Genomic DNA, 18495 nt, shown 5'->3' on the forward strand with positions numbered 1-18495 from the left:
ACGCACCACCCGGCACGGCCATCCCAAGTTCCGTCCCGGATCCTGGAGCGATGCCACCCCGCGCGGGGTGACACGCGGACCACACGTGGGAGACCTGCGGCGATCACGAGGAGTTATGTCATGAACATTCTTGACCAGCTTGATGCCAAGTCGCTGCGCAACGACGTCCCGGACTTCCGTGCCGGTGACACCCTCAACGTGCACGTGAACATTGTGGAAGGCAACCGCTCCCGTGTTCAGGTGTTCAAGGGCTTCGTCGTGGGCCGTCAGGGCTCCGGCGTGCGCGAGACCTTCACCGTGCGCAAGGTCAGCTTCGGTGTGGGCGTGGAGCGTACCTTCCCGGTGCACTCCCCGATCATCGAGAAGATCGAGCTCGTGAGCCGCGGCGACGTGCGCCGTGCCAAGTTGTACTACATGCGCGATCGTCACGGTAAGGCTGCTCGCATCCGCGAGAAGCGCGACTCGAGCGCATCGAGCAAGTAAGACACACCGGGTGCCACAGCACACGGAACACGCGGAGGGCCCGGCATCTGCCGGGTCCTCCGCCGTGAAACGGCCCGTTTCCACGCGCCGGTGGTGGTTGTGGGTCGTGGCCATCGCCCTGCTCACGGCCTTCGTCCTGGCCTCGGTCGTGCGCGGTTTCGTGGCGGACGTCTACTGGGTCGGTTCCGATTCCATGGAGCCCACGCTCCAGGGCGGGGACCGGGTGCTGGTGGACAAACTCGTCTCGGGGAACGACGTCGCTCGGGGCGAGCTGGTGGTCTTCGATGGCCGCGGTTCCCTGGACCCGCTGCACTCAACGGACCCGTGGCACCAGCAGGTCGCCCACACCCTGGGCCGCTGGCTGGGCGTCACCGGTTCAGACACCGCGTACGTCAAGCGGGTCATCGGGGTCGCAGGGGACACAGTGTCCTGCTGCACCGCGGACGGACTGGTCACCGTCAACGGCCGGCCACAACACGAGGACTACGTCTTCCGCGGGGACGAGCCGTCCCGGATCCCGTTCACGGTGCACGTGCCCGAAGGACGGGTGTGGCTCATGGGTGACCACCGCAGCGTGTCCGTGGACTCCCGATCGCTGCTGGGCTCGCCGGGCGGCGGCCTGATCCGCACCGAACGCATCGTGGGCACCGCCGAGCGTGTCGTGTGGCCCCCGGAGCGTGCCCGTACACTGCGGGAGTGACGGTCTCGGTGCTCCGCCCCGCCCCGCGCACCCCCGCGCGGACGGCATCCCAGGCGCGAGCGACGTCGCCAGGCAAACTCCCGCGCGCGAACACGCAACCGTGTCCGTGGGACCCGAGAAGAGGAATGCGTAGTGGCTGAGCAGCATGGATCAGGTGTCGAGGGCGTTCCCGGACCGGGTGAGCCCGCACCGCAGCGCGACCCCGGCGGCGCGGCGGCACCCCGGGACGCGCGGGCGAGCGAATCCGGCGCACGGCGCCGCGGCCACCGGGAGGCCAAGGAGCCCACGACCGGGTGGGGCGCGGTCAAGGAGATCCTGATCGTGGTGGCCCTCGCGCTCCTCATCGCGTTCCTGGTCAAGACCTTCCTGATCCGCGGCTTCTTCATCCCCTCCGGGTCCATGGAACAGACCCTGGAACTCAACGACCGGATCTTCGTCAACGTACTGGACGGCCGCACGGGCAACATCGACCGCGGCGACATCGTGGTCTTCGAGGACACCCAGGGTTGGCTGCCCGAGGCGCCCCGGACCGCGGCCAACCCCGTGCGCGGCGCGCTCGAGTTCGTGGGCCTGCTCCCCGACAACAGCCAGCAGGCCCTGGTCAAGCGCGTGATCGGCGTGGGCGGGGACCACGTGACGTGCTGCGACGCGTCCGGGCGGGTCACGGTCAACGGCGAGGCGCTCGATGAGCCCTACTTGTACCCCGGGGCAGCGCCGTCCGACATCTCGTTCGACGTCACCGTGCCCGACGGCAAGCTGTTCGTGCTGGGTGACCACCGCAACGCCTCCGCCGATTCGCGCTACCACATCGCCACCGGCACCGGGTTCGTGAGTGAGGACGACGTCGTGGGCACCGCGTTCGTGATCGCGTGGCCGCTCGATCGCTTCCAGTTCCTGCACAACCCCGTCGAGGTGTTCCAGGACGTCCCCGCGGCCGGCGGGCAGTGAGCTCCGCGACGCCGCGCACCGTGCCCACGCTCGAACTGGAAACGGAACTCGCGCGCGCCGGGCACCGCTTCGTGGCCGGAATGGACGAGGTGGGCCGGGGAGCCCTCGCGGGCCCCGCGAGCGTGGGCCTCGCGGTCCTGGACCTCGAACGGATGACCGGGGGAGCGCCGTCGGACCCGCCGCCGTGGCACGGCGTGCGTGACTCCAAGGCCCTGAGTCCAGCGCGGCGTGCGGCCCTCGCGGGCACGATCGCGGCGTGGGCCGTGGGCACCGCGGTGGGGCACGCGCAACCGCGCGAGATCGACCAGTTCGGTGTCACTGCCGCGCTGCGCTTGGCCGGGCTCCGGGCACTGGCCACCGTGGCCGCACACGGCACGCGCGTCGATGCCTTGATCCTGGACGGTTCCCACAACTGGCTGGACGCACCCCCGGTGCTGGGGCAGGACGCCGACGACGCCGCGTTGCCGCCGGTCGTGCGCACATTCGTCCGGGCCGATGCGCACTGTGTCAGCGTGGCGGCCGCGTCGATCCTGGCGAAAGTGGAGCGCGACGAACTCATGGTCTCGCTCGGCCGCGAGTTCCCCGTGTACGCGTGGGAGTCCAACAAGGGCTACGGCAGTGCTGTGCATCGCGCGGCGCTGCTCGAACACGGCACCACGCCGCAGCACCGGCTCAGTTGGAACCTGGGCGCGCGGTAGTCCGCTGGTCACCCGCATTCCTTCGCAGGTGAGGTGGGGGCCTGGTACTCGAGGGCCCATAGCGCGTCCTGGACGGATCCGCCCTGCACAGGCGCGCCCCGGCCATGGCCAGGAGTGTCGTCGCGCATCACAGTGGGTCCATGACGACTTCCACTTCTGCCCATGTGCCACGCAATTCCGGTCGTCCGGGCACCGCTCCGCCCGATACCGCCCCGCCCGACACCGCCCCGCCCGACGCCCCGGTCGCGGCCCATGTGAGCGTGGGGAGGGCGGGGGAGGAACTGATCGCGGACCTGTTACAGCGTTCGGGCTGGCGGATCCTGGACCGGAACTGGCGCCCCGCCGTTGGGCCCGGGGCGCCCCGCGGTGAGCTGGACGTCGTCGCCGAGCGACAGGGAACCGTGACCGTGTTCGAGGTCAAGACGCGCTCGGGCGGGGACTTCGGACATCCCGCGGAGGCCGTGGGGTGGGAGAAGCTGCGGCGACTGCACGTCCTCGCGCGCGCCTGGGCCAGGGAACACAGGGCTGTCGCGATCCCCGGCGTGGACGTCGTGGCGGTCCACTGGCCCCGCGGCGGTACCCCGCGCGTGGAACACATAGGCTCCCTCGGCTGGTTGTGAGGCATCCGCGCGATCCGTGCCACGGGGCCCGTTCGCCGCCGACCTCCACCGGGGAGTCACACTCCGGGTCGTCACCGAGAGCATTATGAATTTCCCCCTCCCCGTGCCACGGTATTTTGTGGGATGAGTACAAAGGCTCGGCGATCGGGGGACGCATGAAGAGTCCGGCGTGGCTTCCTCACGTGTTGTCGGCCACGGCATTGGCCGCGGCCGCCTCGCTGATGCTCGTCTCGTGCGCGGACGAGGAGCCGCCCGCCGGATCCGACGCCTCCGCGTGTGCCACCTCAGCCGCGGGTGACCGGGGTCTGCATGCCGGGATCTTCCGGGCGCACCTCCCCAACGGGGCGTCCGTGCGCATCACGCTCCCCGCGCGGGAGATCCCCGATCCTGAACTCGACGAACTGCGCAAGGATGCCCGCGTCAAGCGCGCGACGTACGCCACCGTGGAGATCGACAACGAACGGGGAGATTCCCCCGTGTCGGTGAGTCGTATGATCCTCAAGGCCTCCGACGGCGGGTCCTACCAACTGGAGAACGTCTCACGGGCCCTGGACCGGTGGCGGCCCCGGACGTCCGGGGACCAGTACCGCGCCCATGACGGGTCGCCACTGACCGAGCACGAGGCCCGGCACCTCAAGAATCGCATCGAGGAGGCGGACCGGACCGCCGCGGGGGACATCGCCGCGGGCGAGCGCGGTACGAACATCCTCGTGGGGGACATCTCCCGTGTTCCGGAGAGCTTCGAGAGCCTCGAGCTGATCCCCTCCATCGGTAACCGGGAAGTCACCCCCGTGCGTGCCCAGCCCGAGGACACCGATGACACCCCGAGCGGCGACGGGCCCGCGGGCGGCGGACGATCGGGCAGCGGGAACGGATCGGACGGCGCCGGGGAGAGTGCGAGCCCCGATGCCCCCGCGGAATCGGCTGCTCCCGGTCTCCCCGCTCCGGACGTCCCCGAACCCTCGGCATCGCCCACCGCGGACACCCCTCAGGTGCCCGGGGATCCGGGTGCACCCGCGGTTCCGGACCCCGGGGCGCCCGTTCTCCCGGATCCGGGAGGGATCCCGCCGGTGAATCCCGATCCGGGCGGTCCCGTGCCTCCGAGCCCGGCGCCCACGATCCCGATCCCGCCGGTACCCGCGCCCGACACCTCCGTCTCGCCCCACCCGGCGGTGACCGATCCCATCGTCTCGGTGCCCACGGTGTCAGCACCGGTGATCCCGGACCCCGTGGACCCGGATCCGGGGATTCCGGGCCCGGGATCCCTGGAGCCCGCAGCCCCGGCGGAGTCGCAGGACCTACAGCTCGGTCCCATGAACCTGGAACTGCGGGCCGGAGCCCCGGTCACGGAGCTACCCGACAGCGCCGTCTCCGTGGTGCCGGTGTCGGTTCCCACTGACGTGCTGCCCGTCGAGGACACGGACCCGGCAATTGCCGTCCCCGTGCCCCTGGAGGACCCCGCGCCCGCTGCTCTCTAGTGGGCCGTTCGTTGGGATTCGCCCCGGTACACGGTTCTGTTCAGGGGCGCCTCGCGACGTAGTCTGCTGCGCCCGGCCGGGTCACGGGTCCGCCGTGCCGGCGCTGTTAGGGGCCTCCGCGGGTGATCGTGTTCCACCGGGTCTCTCGGGTCGTGCCTCGCCCGTCTGGCCAGTTCATTTCCGCATTCGGGCCGCGGCATCTGGGCTGCACACTGCTGGGCTGTGCTAGGGCCCGGCGGCCCGGGCGGGAACGCTGGACCCATGATTCGAGATTCGGTGACGTGCAGCGCCAACCCATGGTCCGGACGTGGCTCGTGAACGGGTTCGCGCGCAGCCGCAGTGTGGCGCTGGTCGGGTTGGCGGGGCACCTGGTGGAGGTTGAGGCGGACATCGGCCAATCACTGCCGGCGTTCACGATTATCGGCCTGCCCGATCAAGCGGTGAACGAGTCCAAGGAGCGGATCCGTTCGGCCGCGCGCCATGCCGGGGCCGCCCTCGCACCGCGCAAGATCACGGTGAACCTCTCCCCGGCCACGCTCCCCAAGCGGGGGTCGCACTTCGACGTCGCGGTCGTGATGGCGGTGCTCAGCGCCCAGGGTGTGGTGCGGGTGCCGCCGGACACGGTGTTCTACGCCGAGCTCGGTCTGGACGGTTCCCTGCGTCCGGTGCGCGGTGTCCTGCCCGCCGTGTTGGCAGCGGTGCGGGCGGGGTATCCCCGAGTGGTCGTCGCCGAAGCCAATCGGGCGGAGGCCGAGCTGGTGGCCGGCGCGGACGTGAGTTCCGCCGCCCACCTGTCGCAGCTGCTCGTCGCCCACGGAGCGGATCCTACGTTGCTGGCCCGTGCGACGTCGTCACGGGCCGAAAGCGCGCCGGAGGGCGGGAACCCGCAGGAGCCGGAGGGAACGGCCGTGCCAGACCTGCGGGACGTGGTGGGGCAGGTCGAAGGGCGTCAAGCGCTCGAGATCGCCGCCGCCGGTGGACATCATCTCCTGATGGTGGGTCCACCGGGAGCGGGCAAGACGATGCTCGCGGAACGGTTGCCGGGGATCCTGCCGGACCTCGCGGACGATGACTCCCTGGAGGTCACGTCCGTGCATTCGCTGCGAGGCGACGACGTGTGTTCGTCCCTCATACGGCGGCCCCCGTTCCAGGCCCCACACCACAGCATCACCATGCCCGCGCTGTGTGGCGGAGGCAGCGGGATGCCACGGCCCGGGGCCATTTCCCTGGCGCACCGGGGCGTATTGTTCCTGGACGAGGCCCCTGAGTTCGACCGCCGGGTGCTGGACGCCCTGCGGCAACCGCTCGAATCGGGAACGGTCACGATCGCCCGGGCACAATCCGTGGCCCACTATCCCGCACATTTCCAATTGGTCCTGGCGGCGAATCCGTGTGCGTGCGGCAACGCGGGCGGCACGGACCAGGCATGCACATGCACGGCGGTGCAGCGCCGCAGGTATTTCGGCAAACTGTCCGGGCCCCTGCTCGACCGTGTGGATCTGCAATTGCGGGTCCCCGCCGTGACCTATCACGAGCTCAGCGGGGGCCACGGCCGGACCCCCGAGGACAGCGCAGCCGTCGCGGAGCGGGTTGTGACCGCCCGGGCCGCCCAGGAGGAGCGGCTGCGCCGCTGGGGGTGCCGACTGAACAGCGCGGTTCCCGGTTCACTGTTGCATCGCACCCTGTCACCGGGCACTCGATCCGTGCTACCGCTCAAGGCCGCCATGGACAACAAGACCCTGACGGCCCGTGGATTCGTGAAGGTGTTGCGTGTTGCCTGGACCCTGGCGGATCTGGTCGGGGCCACGGTTCCCAGCCCCGAGCACGTGCAGCTGGCCCTCTACTTCAAGACGACGGTGACGACATGACGGAACACCACCCCGCCGGGTCTGAAAGCTACGAAAGCTCGACAGAGCACCACCCAGCCGGGTCGGACCGCCGCGGCAATATGACGGATCTAGGGGCAACCGCGGGGGACACTGCCGGGGTCGGCACCCCTGGCGATCCATACCACGCCGTCCGGGCGTGCCGCATGCGCTTATCGCGCATCATCGAACCCGGCGACACCGCGGGCTTGATCCTGCTGGCAGCCCTAGGCCCTGAACTGTTGTGGCGCAGCATCGTGGAATTGCAGGCCCCCAGTCCCGCTCTGTGTTCCGTTTATCGCAAGGCCGCCGAGGAGCTGGCGCCGGACTCGTCGGTCCCGAATCTCCTCAAACGGTTCGCGGCCTGGCGCTCGCGGCTGCCCGTCCCGGAGCCCCGCGTGGATGCCCGGCACGCCGAACAGATCGGTGCGTGGACACTCATCCCGGAGGATCCGGAGTGGCCCGCGCAGCTCGACGACCTGGGCCTGCAGCGCCCGGTGGTCCTGTGGGGCCGGGGTCATCGTGATGCGCTGTCCCGGCTGGATCGCAGTGTGGCCGTGGTGGGCGCACGCAACGCGAGCGGTTACGGGGCCGCGGTGACCCGACAGATGGCCCATGAACTGGCCGCTGCCCACTGGTGTGTGGTCTCGGGCGGCGCGTACGGGATCGACGCCGTGGCGCACACGGCCGCCCTTGAAGCAGGCACCGGGGACGGGGCCACGATCGCCGTTCTGGCGTGCGGTGTGGATCGGTTCTACCCGGCGGGCAACGCGGACCTGCTGCATCACATCACGCAGCGTTCAGTGGTGCTGAGTGAGGTCCCCCTGGGCTGTGCTCCCGCGCGCTACCGGTTCCTGCAGCGCAACCGCATCATCGCGGCTCTCACGCGAGCCACGGTGGTCACGGAGGCGGCGTGGCGTTCCGGATCGCTCAACACCGCACGCCACGCAGCGGGGCTCTCGCGGGAGGTCGCCGCGGTCCCGGGGGACGTGCTCGTGGGAGGATCGGCGGGCTGCCATCGCCTCATCCGCGACGATCACGCGGTGCTCGTGAGCAATGCTGCCGAGCTCCTGGAACTCGTGGAGCCCCTGGGCAATGCGGTGGCCCAGGATGCACACCGGGCGGCGAGTACCCGTGACGAGCGCCCCGAGGACGTCCTGGATCCCACGTTGTTGCGCTTGTTCGACGCGCTGCCCCTGCGCACCGACGCGGACCCGTCCCATTTGTGCGCGGTGTCCGGGTTGAGCCCGGGGGAGGTGCTCACGGGTCTCGTAAGGCTCCGTGACGCCGGACTGGCCGCGGACTCGCTGCTCGGATGGCGGCGGGTAGGCTCGCCGCATGGGCGCAGTAAAAGACCGGACGGTCGAATGGGAACCTGGGCACGCGGCGTCGTCGGGCGCGCAGGGGACACCGGCAGCAGGCGCGAAGGATACCCCGCCCGGGCCGCTCGAGGCCTACCTCCCGCAGTTCCGGGCGTATCTGAGCCTTGAGCGGTCCCGCAGCGACCACACCGTGCGCTCCTACGTCAACGACGTCTCGGACCTCTCGCACTGGATGCGGGACCACGGGATCGACGCCATGGACCTGCTGGACCGGGACACCCTGCGCGGCTGGCTCGCCCAGCGCCACCACCGAGGACTCGCCCGCAGTTCCCTGTCCCGGGGGATCGCGGCCGTGCACACGTTCTTCCGCTGGGCCGTGGACACCCAGGGGCTGCGTCACGACCCGGCCGCGGGGTTGCGCGGGCCGCGCCCCGCCAAGCACCTCCCGGACGTCGTGGGCGCCACGGCACTCAACGACATGCTCGACGACCTCGGGGACGTCGCCCTCGGTGGGCACGACGACGCTCACGCGGCAGCGCTCGCGGCGCGCGACTGGGCACTGCTCGAACTGCTCTACGCCACGGGCGCTCGGATCAGCGAGCTCGTGTCCCTCGACGGGTCCCACGTGGACGCCGTGAACCACGTCCTCACGGTCACGGGCAAGGGCAACAAACAACGCCGGGTCCCGTACGGGGAGAGCGCGGGGGAGGCGCTGGCCCTGTGGGGACATCGGCGCGCGGAGCTCGCGGCACCCGAAGCGGGTGACGCCGTCTTCGTCGGGGCCCGCGGTGCCCGGATCGACGCCCGGGTGGCCCGCAGGGTCGTGGCCCGTGCGTTGGAGACCATTCCGGAGACCACCGCCCGTGGGCCGCACAGCCTGCGGCACAGCGCTGCGACCCACTTGCTGGACGGGGGAGCGGACCTGCGCACCGTGCAGGAAGTGCTGGGGCACGCGAGCGTGGCCACCACCCAGATCTACACCCATGTGTCCGTGGAACGGCTCAAACGTGCCTACTCCCAAGCGCATCCGCGAGCTTGACATTTCAGCGCGAGCAGTGATTCGGGTTGACCGGTGAGTAGCCCTGCTGGACAATGAAACGGAATGAGCCACCCTCGCGGCCTCGAATCCGCGAGGGTGTGTACATCAGGTCGCCGAACACCGACCGGACAACTTCATACGGGCGCCGAAACACATAGACCGGGGCCTCCGAGCAGGACGTTGGGGAAGACGTACCTACACAACGGAGGAACAGGCTATGTCTTCACCCACCACGCGGGGTGTGCTGTACGTGCACTCCGCGCCGCAGGCGCTGTGCCCCCACATCCAGTGGGCTCTGGAATCCGTCTCGCGACAGCGCACGGATCTACAGTGGACACCGCAGAACGCCGAGCCCGGTTGCGTGCGCACCGAACTCGAGTGGTCCGGCCGCGCAGGCACGGGGGCGCTGCTCGCCTCCGCGCTCCGGACCCTGGGGCGGGTGAGGTTCGAGGTGACCGAGAACGCGAGCCGCGGTAACGACGGCTCCCGGTGGTCCTTCACGCCGGATCTGGGGATCTTCCACGCGACCACGGACGTCGCCGGGAACATCTGTGTGAGCGAGGACCGGATCCGGTTCGCGTTCGAGGCCTCCGGTGGGGACCCCTCCGCCGTGGTCGCGGAGCTCTCCCTGGCACTGGGGGAGGCCTGGGACGAGGAGCTGGAACCGTTCCGTCACGCCGCCGAGGGCGCACCCGTGCGGTGGCTGCATCGCGTCGGATGACCCCCGCCAGATAGCCACCCGCCGGTAGACCCGCCGGATGACACGGCTCGCCCCGGAGAGGCGTTACCGATGCGGCGTGACGTGGTGGGTGACCTACCCGGGGACCCCCGATGGGTGCCACCCGTACCTACAAGTTTCCGATCTCAGAACTCTCGCTCCGAATCCGTTGCGGAGCACGAACGAACCCCGGTGTCCCACCTCCACAGGGTGGGCCACCGGGGTTCGTCGCTGGGGTGGGCGCCCGCTACAGGGAGCGGAACGCCGCCACCGAGTTGTGCCCGCCGAAACCGAACGAGTTGGAGATCGCGACCATGTCCCCACCGGGGAGATTCCGGGCGGTGGTCACCACGTCCAGATCGATCCGGGGGTCCTGGTTCTCCAGGTTGATGGTGCACGGGGCCTTGCGCTCGGATAGGGCCAGGACGGTGAGTACACCCTCCACGGCTCCGGAACCACCGAGCAGGTGACCCATCATGGACTTGGTCGCGGACACGGCCATGTCGTCCACGGCGGACCCGAATGCGCAGCGCAGTGCGCCGGCCTCGGGGATGTCGCCCACGGGGGTGGAGGTCGCGTGCGCGTTGACGTGCTTGATATCCGAGGGGGCGATGTCCCCGGACTCCATGGCCTCACGCAGCGCGCGGGCGGGTCCGCCCTCATCCCCGGTGGCGGGAGCGGTGATGTGGTGGGCGTCGGCACTGAGACCCGCACCCGCCAGTTCGGCGTAGATCCGCGCGCCGCGGGCCTTCGCGTGCTCCTCGGACTCGAGCACCACGGCACCGGCACCCTCACCCATGACGAACCCGTCGCGGTCCACGTCGAACGGGCGGGAGGCGCGCTGCGGATCGTCGTTGCGCCGGGACAGGGCCTGCATGGAGTTGAACGCGGCAATGGTCATGGGGTGGATCGCACTCTCGGCGCCGCCCACGATCACCACGTCGGCCTTGCCCGAGCGGATCAGATTCAGACCCTGGAAGAACGCCTCGGTGCCGGATGCACACGCGGAGACCGGGGTGATCGCGCACGCGCGGGCCTTGAACTCCATGCTCACCGAGGACGCATTGCCGTTGGGCATGAGCATGGGCACGGTCATGGGCTTGACGCGGCGGGGCCCCTTGGCGAGCAGGGTGTCCCACGCATCCAGGAGGGTCCACACACCGCCGATACCGGTACCGAACGCCACGCCCACGCGGGTGGGGTCCAACTCGTCGCTCGAGTCGGCGTCGGCGCCGGAGAAACCGGCGTCCGTCCACGCCTCACGAGCCGCTGCCACGGACAGCTGACCGGAGGGGTCCAGACGCTTGGCCTGCACCCGGGACACGGCATCCTCAGACGGCTTGGGGGAGGTGGCGCCGATGCGCACAGGGAGGTCGTACTTCTCCACCCACTCCTGTTCCAGAGCGTGGACACCGGAGACACCCTTGAGGGCGTTCTGCCAGGTCTCCTGGACGTTCTCACCGATGGGAGTGATGGCACCCAGGCCGGTGACGACTACTTTGCGGGACATGTTGTGCACTTCCTCGTGTCCGGGGTCGCAGATGTTCCAGGGCTTGCTCGGTCGGCCGCCTGGTGTGACGTGAGGTGACGTGCCCCGCTCACGCTGGAGGGCACGCCACCTGACACCTGGGGATCAGTCCTGGGCGTTGTCGATGAAGTTGACGGCGTCCTCGACGGTCTTCAGGTTCTTGACCTCTTCGTCCGGGATGGTGACGTCGAACTTCTCCTCGGCGTTGACCACGATGGTCATCATGGAGATGGAGTCGATGTCCAGATCCTCGGTGAAGGACTTGTCGAGCTGCACGGCGTCGGTCTCGAGGCCGGTCTCTTCGTTCACGATTTCTGCCAGGCCGGCCAGGATTTCGTCTTTGCTCGCCATATCGGCTTCCTTTCCTTACAGTCGCGGTGCGCGACCTTACTGGGTGAGCACGGGGTTCGGGAGAACTACCGTGCGGACCGCCCGAGTGCTCGAACGGTCCGTGGACAAGAGGTGTGCGGTCTAACCCTACGGCACGCCACGGGTGGGATCAGGGCAGCAGCACCACTTGGGCGCCGTACACGAGACCCGCCCCGAAACCGATCTGCAGGGAGGGCTTCCCGGACAGTTCCGGATGCTCCGCGAGCAAGCGGTGGGTGGCCAGCGGGATGGACGCCGCGGAGGTGTTACCGGCCTCTGCGATGTCCCGGGCGATGATCACGGAGTCGGGCAGCTTGAGCACCTTGGCCATCTGATCGATGATGCGCATGTTCGCCTGATGGGGCACGAATGCTGCGAGGTCCTCGGGCTCGAGCCCGGAGGCCTCGAGGGCTTCCTTGGCCACGCGGGCTCCCTCCCACGAGGCCCACCGGAAGACCGTGGGTCCGTCCTGGCGCAGGGTGGGCCACATGGTGGCGTCCGGGCGCATCTCACCGGTCTCCGGGTCCGCGAGGTCCTTGGCGAAGGTCCGCTCGCCACCCTTCTCGACCGTGCGGATGTCGGTGAGCGGGTGGGTCATACGGATCGCATCCCACTTGGATCCGTCCGAACCCCACACGGACGGGCCGATCCCCGGGACGTCGGACGGGCCGATGACCACGGCGCCGGCGCCGTCGCCGAGCAGGAAGGAGATGGAACGCTCGGTGTTGTCGATGACGTCGGAGAGCTTTTCCACGCCGATCACCAGTACGTTGGTGGAATCCCCGGAGCGCACGAGCGCGTCCGCCTGGGCGATGCCGTAGCAGTAGCCCGCGCACGCCGCGGAGATGTCGTAGGCCGCCGCAGGTGTGGCCCCCAGGCGGTCCGCGAGCTGGGCGGCGAGGGACGGGGTGAGGTACGGGAAGGACACGGTGGACACGATGATGGTGTCCAGCTGCTCACCCGTGAGACCGGCGCTCTCGAGTGCTTCGCGGGCCGAGTGCTCGGCCATCTCCAGGACGGTGACGTCCGCCGGGGCACGGTGGCGGGTGTGGATGCCCGTGCGCTTGACGATCCACTCGTCGGAGGATTCGATCCACTGACAGACGTCGTCATTGGTCACGATCTCGGACGGGCGGTAGGCGCCGATACCCAGGATGCGTGTGTGGGCGTTGGGGGTGTTCTGTTTGATGGTCGCCACGGGAGGCCGACTCCTTACCTGGTGCAGTTCACGAGTTGTCCGGGTGCGTGCGCACACTTGTCAGCTCAGAATACTCCGCACCGTCTCCAGGTCCTCCGGTGTGTTGACGGCGGTTGCGGGCACGCCCTTGAGCCCGCGCTTGGCCAGACCCACGAGGGTCCCGGCCGGCGGCAGTTCCACGATGTGCTCGACCTGCAGCTCGGCCAGGGTCTCCATGCACGCGTCCCACCGCACCGGGCGGCAGACCTGCTCCACGAGCGAGTCCACGGCCGCTGCACCGCCGTCGACCCGGGCACCATCGAAATTGCTCAGCAGGGGGTGCTTCGGATCGTTCGGGGACAGCTGCGGCACGAGCTCACGCAGCGGCTCCAGCGCGGGCGCCATGTGCTCGGTATGGAACGCGCCAGCGACCTTGAGCTTGATGACCTTTGCCCGCGCCGGAGGGTTCTCCGCGAGGGCGTCGAGCTGCTCGATCGTCCCGGCGGCGACCACCTGGCCACCGCCGTTCGCGTTCGCGGCGGTGGCGCCGACGGCGGCGATGGCCTGAGCGACGTCGTCTGGCTTACCGCCCAGCACCGCGGCCATCCCCGTGGGGGAGACGGCGGCTGCGCGGGCCATTTCCTTGGCGCGCACGCGCACGAACTGCATGGCGTCCGCCTCGCTCAGCACGCCGGACAGCGCGGCGGCGGTGATCTCACCGACGGAGTGCCCCGCGAAGACGACGTCGGAGCGGTCCTCCAAGCTCGGCGCGAGCAGCCGCCCGGCCACGAGACCCGCGGCCACGATGAGGGGCTGGGCCACCGCGGTGTCCTTGATGGTCTCCTCGTCCGCCTGGGTGCCGTAGTGCGTGAGATCTAGCCCGGCGGCGTCGGACAGCTCGCTCAGGTGGTCGGACACTCCGGGAACGGACAACCACTCGGTGAGGAAACCTGGCTTCTGGGACCCCTGACCGGGGCAGACAACTGCAATCACCCGTTCATTCCACCAAGAGTGGACCGCGCCACGGACTGGTCGGTGTCACCAACCTGGGGGACGAGCTTTGTGGGAGGTCTACAAGACCATGTCATGGCTGACTGTTCAGCCGGCCCGCGAGCACGGCGCAGTGCAGCACGAACGCGTCCCGGGGCAGCAGGGGGTCCCACCCGGTGATGTCACTGACGCGGCGCAACCGGTAGCGCACGGTGTTGGCGTGGACGAACAGCTCGCGCGCGGTGGCCTCGAGCGAGTGCCCCACGCACAGGTAGGTGGTGAGGGTGTCCACGAGTCCGGTGGAGGACGCCGAGAGCGGTTCCCACACGGCCTCCACCATGGAGCGCAGCGCGAGCGGGTCCCCGCTGATGGCGCGTTCGGGCCACAGGTCCTCGGAGTAGACGGGATGCGGTGCCTGGGGCCAGGCCGCGGCGGCGCGCAATCCTGCCTGGGCGCGATCCGCCGATTCCTTGACCTCGAACACGGAGGACACCGCGGGCCCGTGGACCACCGGCCCCTCACCGAACACCGCCGCGAGCTTGGTCAGGGAACGCATGCGGTCTCGGAGCCCGCCAAGCACGAGTACGAGCCGGTCGGTCTGGATGGCCACGAGGCATTCCGTGGCATGGCGGCCGGCCGCGCGCCGGATGCGTTCCACACCGGCGGGTCCGGTGGTGGCGGGCGCGGGGCCCACCATGACCGTGACGTCACCCTGGTCGGTCCAGCCGAGCGCGGAGACCCTGGAGCGCATGGAGTCGGAGTGGTCGCCGCGCAGGATCCCGTCCACCACGAGCGATTCCAGCCTCGCATCCCACGAGCCTCGGTTCTCGGCGGCCTTGGCATAGACGTCCGCGGCGGCGAAGGCGACCTCGCGCGAGAAGCGCAGCACGGCCTCGCGCAGCGCCACCTCGTCGTTGTGCTGGGCGAGCTCGGGGACCTTCTCCTCGACCACGTCCACGACGATGCGCAGCACCTGCAGTGCGTTCTGCAGCGTGATGGAGCGGGTCAGTTCCGTGGGGGCCTGCTTGAAGATCTCCGTCAGCACCCACACGGGTTCCTGCGGGTTCTCGTACCACCGCACGAAGGACGCGATACCGCGCTGGGCGAGCAGCCCGAGTTCCGAGCGTTCGTCCGCGCGCAGCTGGGAGAACCACGGCAGGGACGTGCTCAACCGCTGCACTGCCACGGTCGAGACCTGCCCTAGATTGGCCGTGAGGTTGTCCAGCGTCTTGGGGTGCGGTGTGCCCTGTTGCCGACTGCGGAGCGGCCAGGTCACCCGGCGCGTGGAGCGTGCTTTGCGGGCGGCGGAGCCGGAGGTGTCGGAGGGCATGAGTCGAGGGTAGTCCATGCCGTTCGCCCGTCCGGGGGGATGTCCCCGGACGACGACGCCGCACGCCGGGGCGGGTGCCCCGCGTCGAGTTGCAGGCGGTTTGCGCGCGTCCGCGAATACGGGTCAGGGCGAGCCCGCCGTGGGTTCGGTCTTCGAGGTTTAACGCGTTTGCATGGTACGACGGCGCCCCCGCACTGTCCCGTCCGTGTGTGGGTGGGTGGGTGGTGTGGGGGCGCCGTGGTGGTGGGTTGGTGGGTTGGTGGGTTAGGCGTCGCCTCCGGTGTTACCGCTGGTGCCGGCGGCGGGGTTGGTGAGGTCGTAGCGGGTGATGGCTTCTGCGGGGGCGGACCAGTCGATCTCTCCGCGTTTGGCCAGCATTTCCAGGGCGCGTACGACCATTGAGTGCGCATCGATGGTGAAGTACCGGCGTGCTCCGGCGCGGGTGTCAGCGAACCCGAACCCGTCAGCGCCCAACGAGGCCCAGTCGTTGGGTACGTACTGACGCACGGAGTCCGGTAGGGCCGAGGTGTAATCACTGGTAGCGATCACCGGTCCCGTTGCCCCTGCTAGTGCTTGGGTGATGTAGGGGGTGCGGGCTCCTTCACCGGGGTTGAGGAACGCCTCATGTTCGGCGGCGTGAGCATCCCGGCGTAGGTTCGTCCACGAGGTCACCGACCACACGTCGGCGGAGACCGACCATTCCTCGGCGAGGATCCGTTGGGCTTCTAACGCCCAGGGCACCCCGACCCCGGAGGCCAGCAACTGGGCGCGCGGGCCTTCGTTGGTGGCGGGTTTGAGCAGGTAGATACCGTTGAGGATCCCGTCCACATCGACGTCTTCGGGTTCGGCGGGTTGGTGGATGGGTTCGTTGTAGACGGTGAGGTAGTACATCACGTTGTGATCCTCATCCGCGTGCCCGTACATGTGTTCGATCCCGCGTTTGACGATGTGGGCGATCTCGTACCCGTAGGCGGGGTCGTAGTGGATCACCGCGGGGTTGGTCGAAGCCAGGATCGGGGAGTGCCCGTCAGCGTGTTGCAGGCCCTCACCGGTGAGTGTGGTACGCCCGGCGGTGGCGCCGATCACGAACCCGCGGGCCATCTGATCGGCTGCTGCCCAGAACTCATCCCCGGTGCGTTGGAACCCGAACATGGAGTAGAAGATGTACACCGGGATCATGGTTTCACCGTGGGTGGCGTAGGAGGTGCCCGCGGCGGTGAACGCAGCGGTGGCCCCGGCCTCGTTGATCCCCGGGTGCAGGATCACACCCTGGGCGGATTCCTTGTACGCGAGCATCAGTTCGCGGTCCACGGAGAGGTAGTTCTGCCCGTTGGGGTTATAGATCTTCGCGGTCGGGAAGAAGGAGTCCATCCCAAACGTTCTGGCCTCGTCCGGGACGATGGGTACGATGCGGTGCCCGAAGTCCTTCTCCCGCATCAGGTCTTTGAGGATCCGCACGAACGCCATGGTCGTGGCCGCCAGTTGTTTGCCCGAGCCCTTCTTCCCCGAAGCGAAGGCTTTGTCCGAGGGCAAGGTGAGCGCCTGCTGGGTGTGGGGGCGATCCGGGAGGAACCCACCCAACTCCTGACGGCGTTCCAACAAATACTTGATTTCGGGGGAGTCGGGTCCGGGGTGGTAGTAGGGGGCGTTGTAGAGATCCGAGTCCAGTTGCTCATCACTGATCGGGATCCGTAAGTGATCCCGGAAGGCCTTGAGGTCTTCGAGGGTGAGTTTTTTCATCTGGTGGGTGGCGTTACGGGCCTCGAAGTGCGGACCCAACCCGTAGCCCTTGACGCCTTGGGCCAGGATCACCGTGGGCTGGCCGGTGTGTTCCACCGCCGCCTTGTACGCCGCGTACACCTTGCGGTAGTCATGGGCGCCGCGCTTGAGGTTCCAGATCTGCTCATCCGTGTAATCGGCCACCAGTTCTTTGGTGGCTGCGGAGCGGGCGAAGAAGTGATCGCGGACGAACCCACCGGATTCGGCTTTGAAGGTCTGGTAGTCCCCGTCCAGGGTCTCGTTCATGATCCGCACCAGCTCCCCGGTGTGATCCGCTTCCAGTAGGGCGTCCCATTCCCGGCCCCACACGACCTTGATCACATTCCACCCCGCACCGCGGAAGAACGCTTCCAGCTCCTGGATGATCTTCCCGTTCCCGCGTACCGGACCATCCAAGCGTTGCAAGTTGCAGTTGATCACGAAGGTGAGGTTGTCCAACTTCTCATTCGCCGCTAACTGCAGCACACCACGGGATTCGGGTTCATCCATCTCCCCGTCGCCCAAAAACGCCCACACGTGCTGGTCCGAGGTGTCCTTGATACCACGGTTGTGCAGGTACCGGTTGAACTGGGCCTGGTAGATCGCGTTCATCGGCCCGATCCCCATCGACACGGTGGGGAACTGCCAGAAATCCGGTAAACACCGCGGATGCGGGTACGAGGGCAACCCGTTGGGGGCGTGGGTCTTCTCCTGCCGGAACCCATCCAACTGCTCCTCCGTGAGCCGGCCCTCGAGGTAAGCGCGGGCGTAGTTACCGGGGGAGGAATGACCCTGGAAGAACACCTGATCCCCGCCCCCGGGATGACCAGGTCCGCGGAAGAAGTGGTTCAACCCCACCTCATACAACGTCGCCACCCCCGCGTACGAGGAGATATGCCCGCCAACAGAGACTTCCGGGCGTTGAGCGCGGTGGACCATCACCGCCGCGTTCCAGCGCAGGAAAGCCCGGTAGCGGCGCTCGATCTCCTCATCACCGGGGAACTCGGGTTCTTGATCCACCGGGATCGTGTTCACATAATCCGAGGTCGTCACCATCGGCACACCCACCGAATGCGTGCCCGCGTGCTGCAACAACGCCCGCATCACGTACTGCGCCCGCGCGGTACCCTGCGCCTGGATCAACGCGTCAAACGACTCGATCCACTCCTGCGTCTCCTGAACATCAGCGTCCTGAAGATTATTCGTCAACCCACTCAAAATGTGGTGATTGCTGTCGGAAGACACGAGAACCTCTCTATCGTCAGCTCCGTGTCACGGGATCCCCGGTGTCGGAGCGGTGTGTCAGGCGGCGGGTGCTCGGGCAGGCCGATGCCGTCGTCCTTTCATCGTGTCACACGCGATGGCGTCACCGGCAGTGACCACACCGTTTCACGCGTCACACCGCCTGCGCCGGGCCGCCACGGGTGTGGAATGTGTCACAAGTCACCCGATTCGCCCCGCGGTTCGTGGTG

General features: G+C 68.6%; 16 protein-coding genes. 10 read left to right on the top strand and 6 right to left on the bottom strand.

The annotated features are described in order from the left end of the window. Positions 1–120: 120 nt before the first annotated feature. The 10 genes from rplS (at position 121) to ACW9PK_RS11445 (ending at position 9874) form a co-directional block, all read left to right on the top strand. Positions 121–483, top strand: coding sequence for a 50S ribosomal protein L19 (gene rplS / locus ACW9PK_RS11400; protein WP_064846126.1), 363 nt, complete (start codon positions 121–123; stop codon positions 481–483). A 10-nt stretch (positions 484–493) separates the two neighbouring features. Beyond that, positions 494–1183, top strand: a complete 690-nt coding sequence (gene lepB / locus ACW9PK_RS11405; RefSeq protein ID WP_144998190.1) for a signal peptidase I — start codon at positions 494–496, stop codon at positions 1181–1183. 132 nt (positions 1184–1315) lie between these two features. Continuing rightward, complete coding sequence (lepB, locus tag ACW9PK_RS11410) at positions 1316–2131, top strand: signal peptidase I (RefSeq protein WP_457015925.1); 816 nt, start codon at positions 1316–1318, stop codon at positions 2129–2131. A gap of 20 nt (positions 2132–2151) precedes the next feature. Beyond that, entirely contained in the window at positions 2152–2829 is a 678-nt protein-coding gene (locus tag ACW9PK_RS11415; RefSeq protein WP_457015926.1) for a ribonuclease HII, read from the top strand. 140 nt (positions 2830–2969) lie between these two features. Beyond that, positions 2970–3449 (top strand): YraN family protein, encoded by a 480-nt coding sequence (locus ACW9PK_RS11420; protein WP_085106283.1) that lies wholly within the window; start codon positions 2970–2972, stop codon positions 3447–3449. Positions 3450–3604: 155 nt separating this feature from the next. Beyond that, complete coding sequence (locus ACW9PK_RS11425; protein WP_457015927.1) at positions 3605–4927, top strand: hypothetical protein; 1323 nt, start codon at positions 3605–3607, stop codon at positions 4925–4927. Between the two features lie 296 nt (positions 4928–5223). Beyond that, entirely contained in the window at positions 5224–6795 is a 1572-nt protein-coding gene (locus ACW9PK_RS11430) for a YifB family Mg chelatase-like AAA ATPase (protein ID WP_457017215.1), read from the top strand. Between the two features lie 164 nt (positions 6796–6959). Next, the gene (dprA, locus tag ACW9PK_RS11435) at positions 6960–8282 is read left to right on the top strand and encodes a DNA-processing protein DprA (protein ID WP_457015929.1); all 1323 of its coding nucleotides are present in this window, start codon (positions 6960–6962) and stop codon (positions 8280–8282) included. A 22-nt stretch (positions 8283–8304) separates the two neighbouring features. Further along, positions 8305–9153, top strand: a complete 849-nt coding sequence (locus tag ACW9PK_RS11440; RefSeq protein ID WP_457015930.1) for a tyrosine-type recombinase/integrase — start codon at positions 8305–8307, stop codon at positions 9151–9153. A gap of 217 nt (positions 9154–9370) precedes the next feature. After that, complete coding sequence (locus ACW9PK_RS11445; RefSeq protein WP_085106278.1) at positions 9371–9874, top strand: DUF3145 domain-containing protein; 504 nt, start codon at positions 9371–9373, stop codon at positions 9872–9874. A gap of 244 nt (positions 9875–10118) precedes the next feature. On the opposite strand, the gene ACW9PK_RS11450 is transcribed toward ACW9PK_RS11445, so the two are convergent. From ACW9PK_RS11450 to aceE, 6 genes are all read right to left on the bottom strand, one after another. Next, positions 10119–11381 carry a beta-ketoacyl-[acyl-carrier-protein] synthase family protein gene (locus ACW9PK_RS11450; RefSeq protein ID WP_064846119.1) on the bottom strand — a complete coding sequence of 421 codons (1263 nt, stop codon included), beginning with the start codon at positions 11379–11381 and terminating at the stop codon, positions 10119–10121. A gap of 123 nt (positions 11382–11504) precedes the next feature. Then, positions 11505–11750, bottom strand: coding sequence for an acyl carrier protein (locus ACW9PK_RS11455; RefSeq protein WP_035964527.1), 246 nt, complete (start codon positions 11748–11750; stop codon positions 11505–11507). 148 nt (positions 11751–11898) lie between these two features. Further along, positions 11899–12966 carry a beta-ketoacyl-ACP synthase III gene (locus tag ACW9PK_RS11460; RefSeq protein WP_064846118.1) on the bottom strand — a complete coding sequence of 356 codons (1068 nt, stop codon included), beginning with the start codon at positions 12964–12966 and terminating at the stop codon, positions 11899–11901. A 60-nt stretch (positions 12967–13026) separates the two neighbouring features. Next, a complete protein-coding gene (locus ACW9PK_RS11465; protein WP_457015932.1) occupies positions 13027–13938 on the bottom strand; it encodes an ACP S-malonyltransferase in 912 nt (303 codons plus the stop codon). A gap of 91 nt (positions 13939–14029) precedes the next feature. Beyond that, a complete protein-coding gene (locus ACW9PK_RS11470) occupies positions 14030–15265 on the bottom strand; it encodes a PucR family transcriptional regulator (protein WP_064846116.1) in 1236 nt (411 codons plus the stop codon). A gap of 264 nt (positions 15266–15529) precedes the next feature. Beyond that, positions 15530–18268, bottom strand: coding sequence for a pyruvate dehydrogenase (acetyl-transferring), homodimeric type (gene aceE, locus ACW9PK_RS11475; RefSeq protein ID WP_457015934.1), 2739 nt, complete (start codon positions 18266–18268; stop codon positions 15530–15532). Positions 18269–18495 lie beyond the last annotated feature (227 nt).

Source organism: Kocuria sp. MNB10 (genome assembly GCF_054073685.1).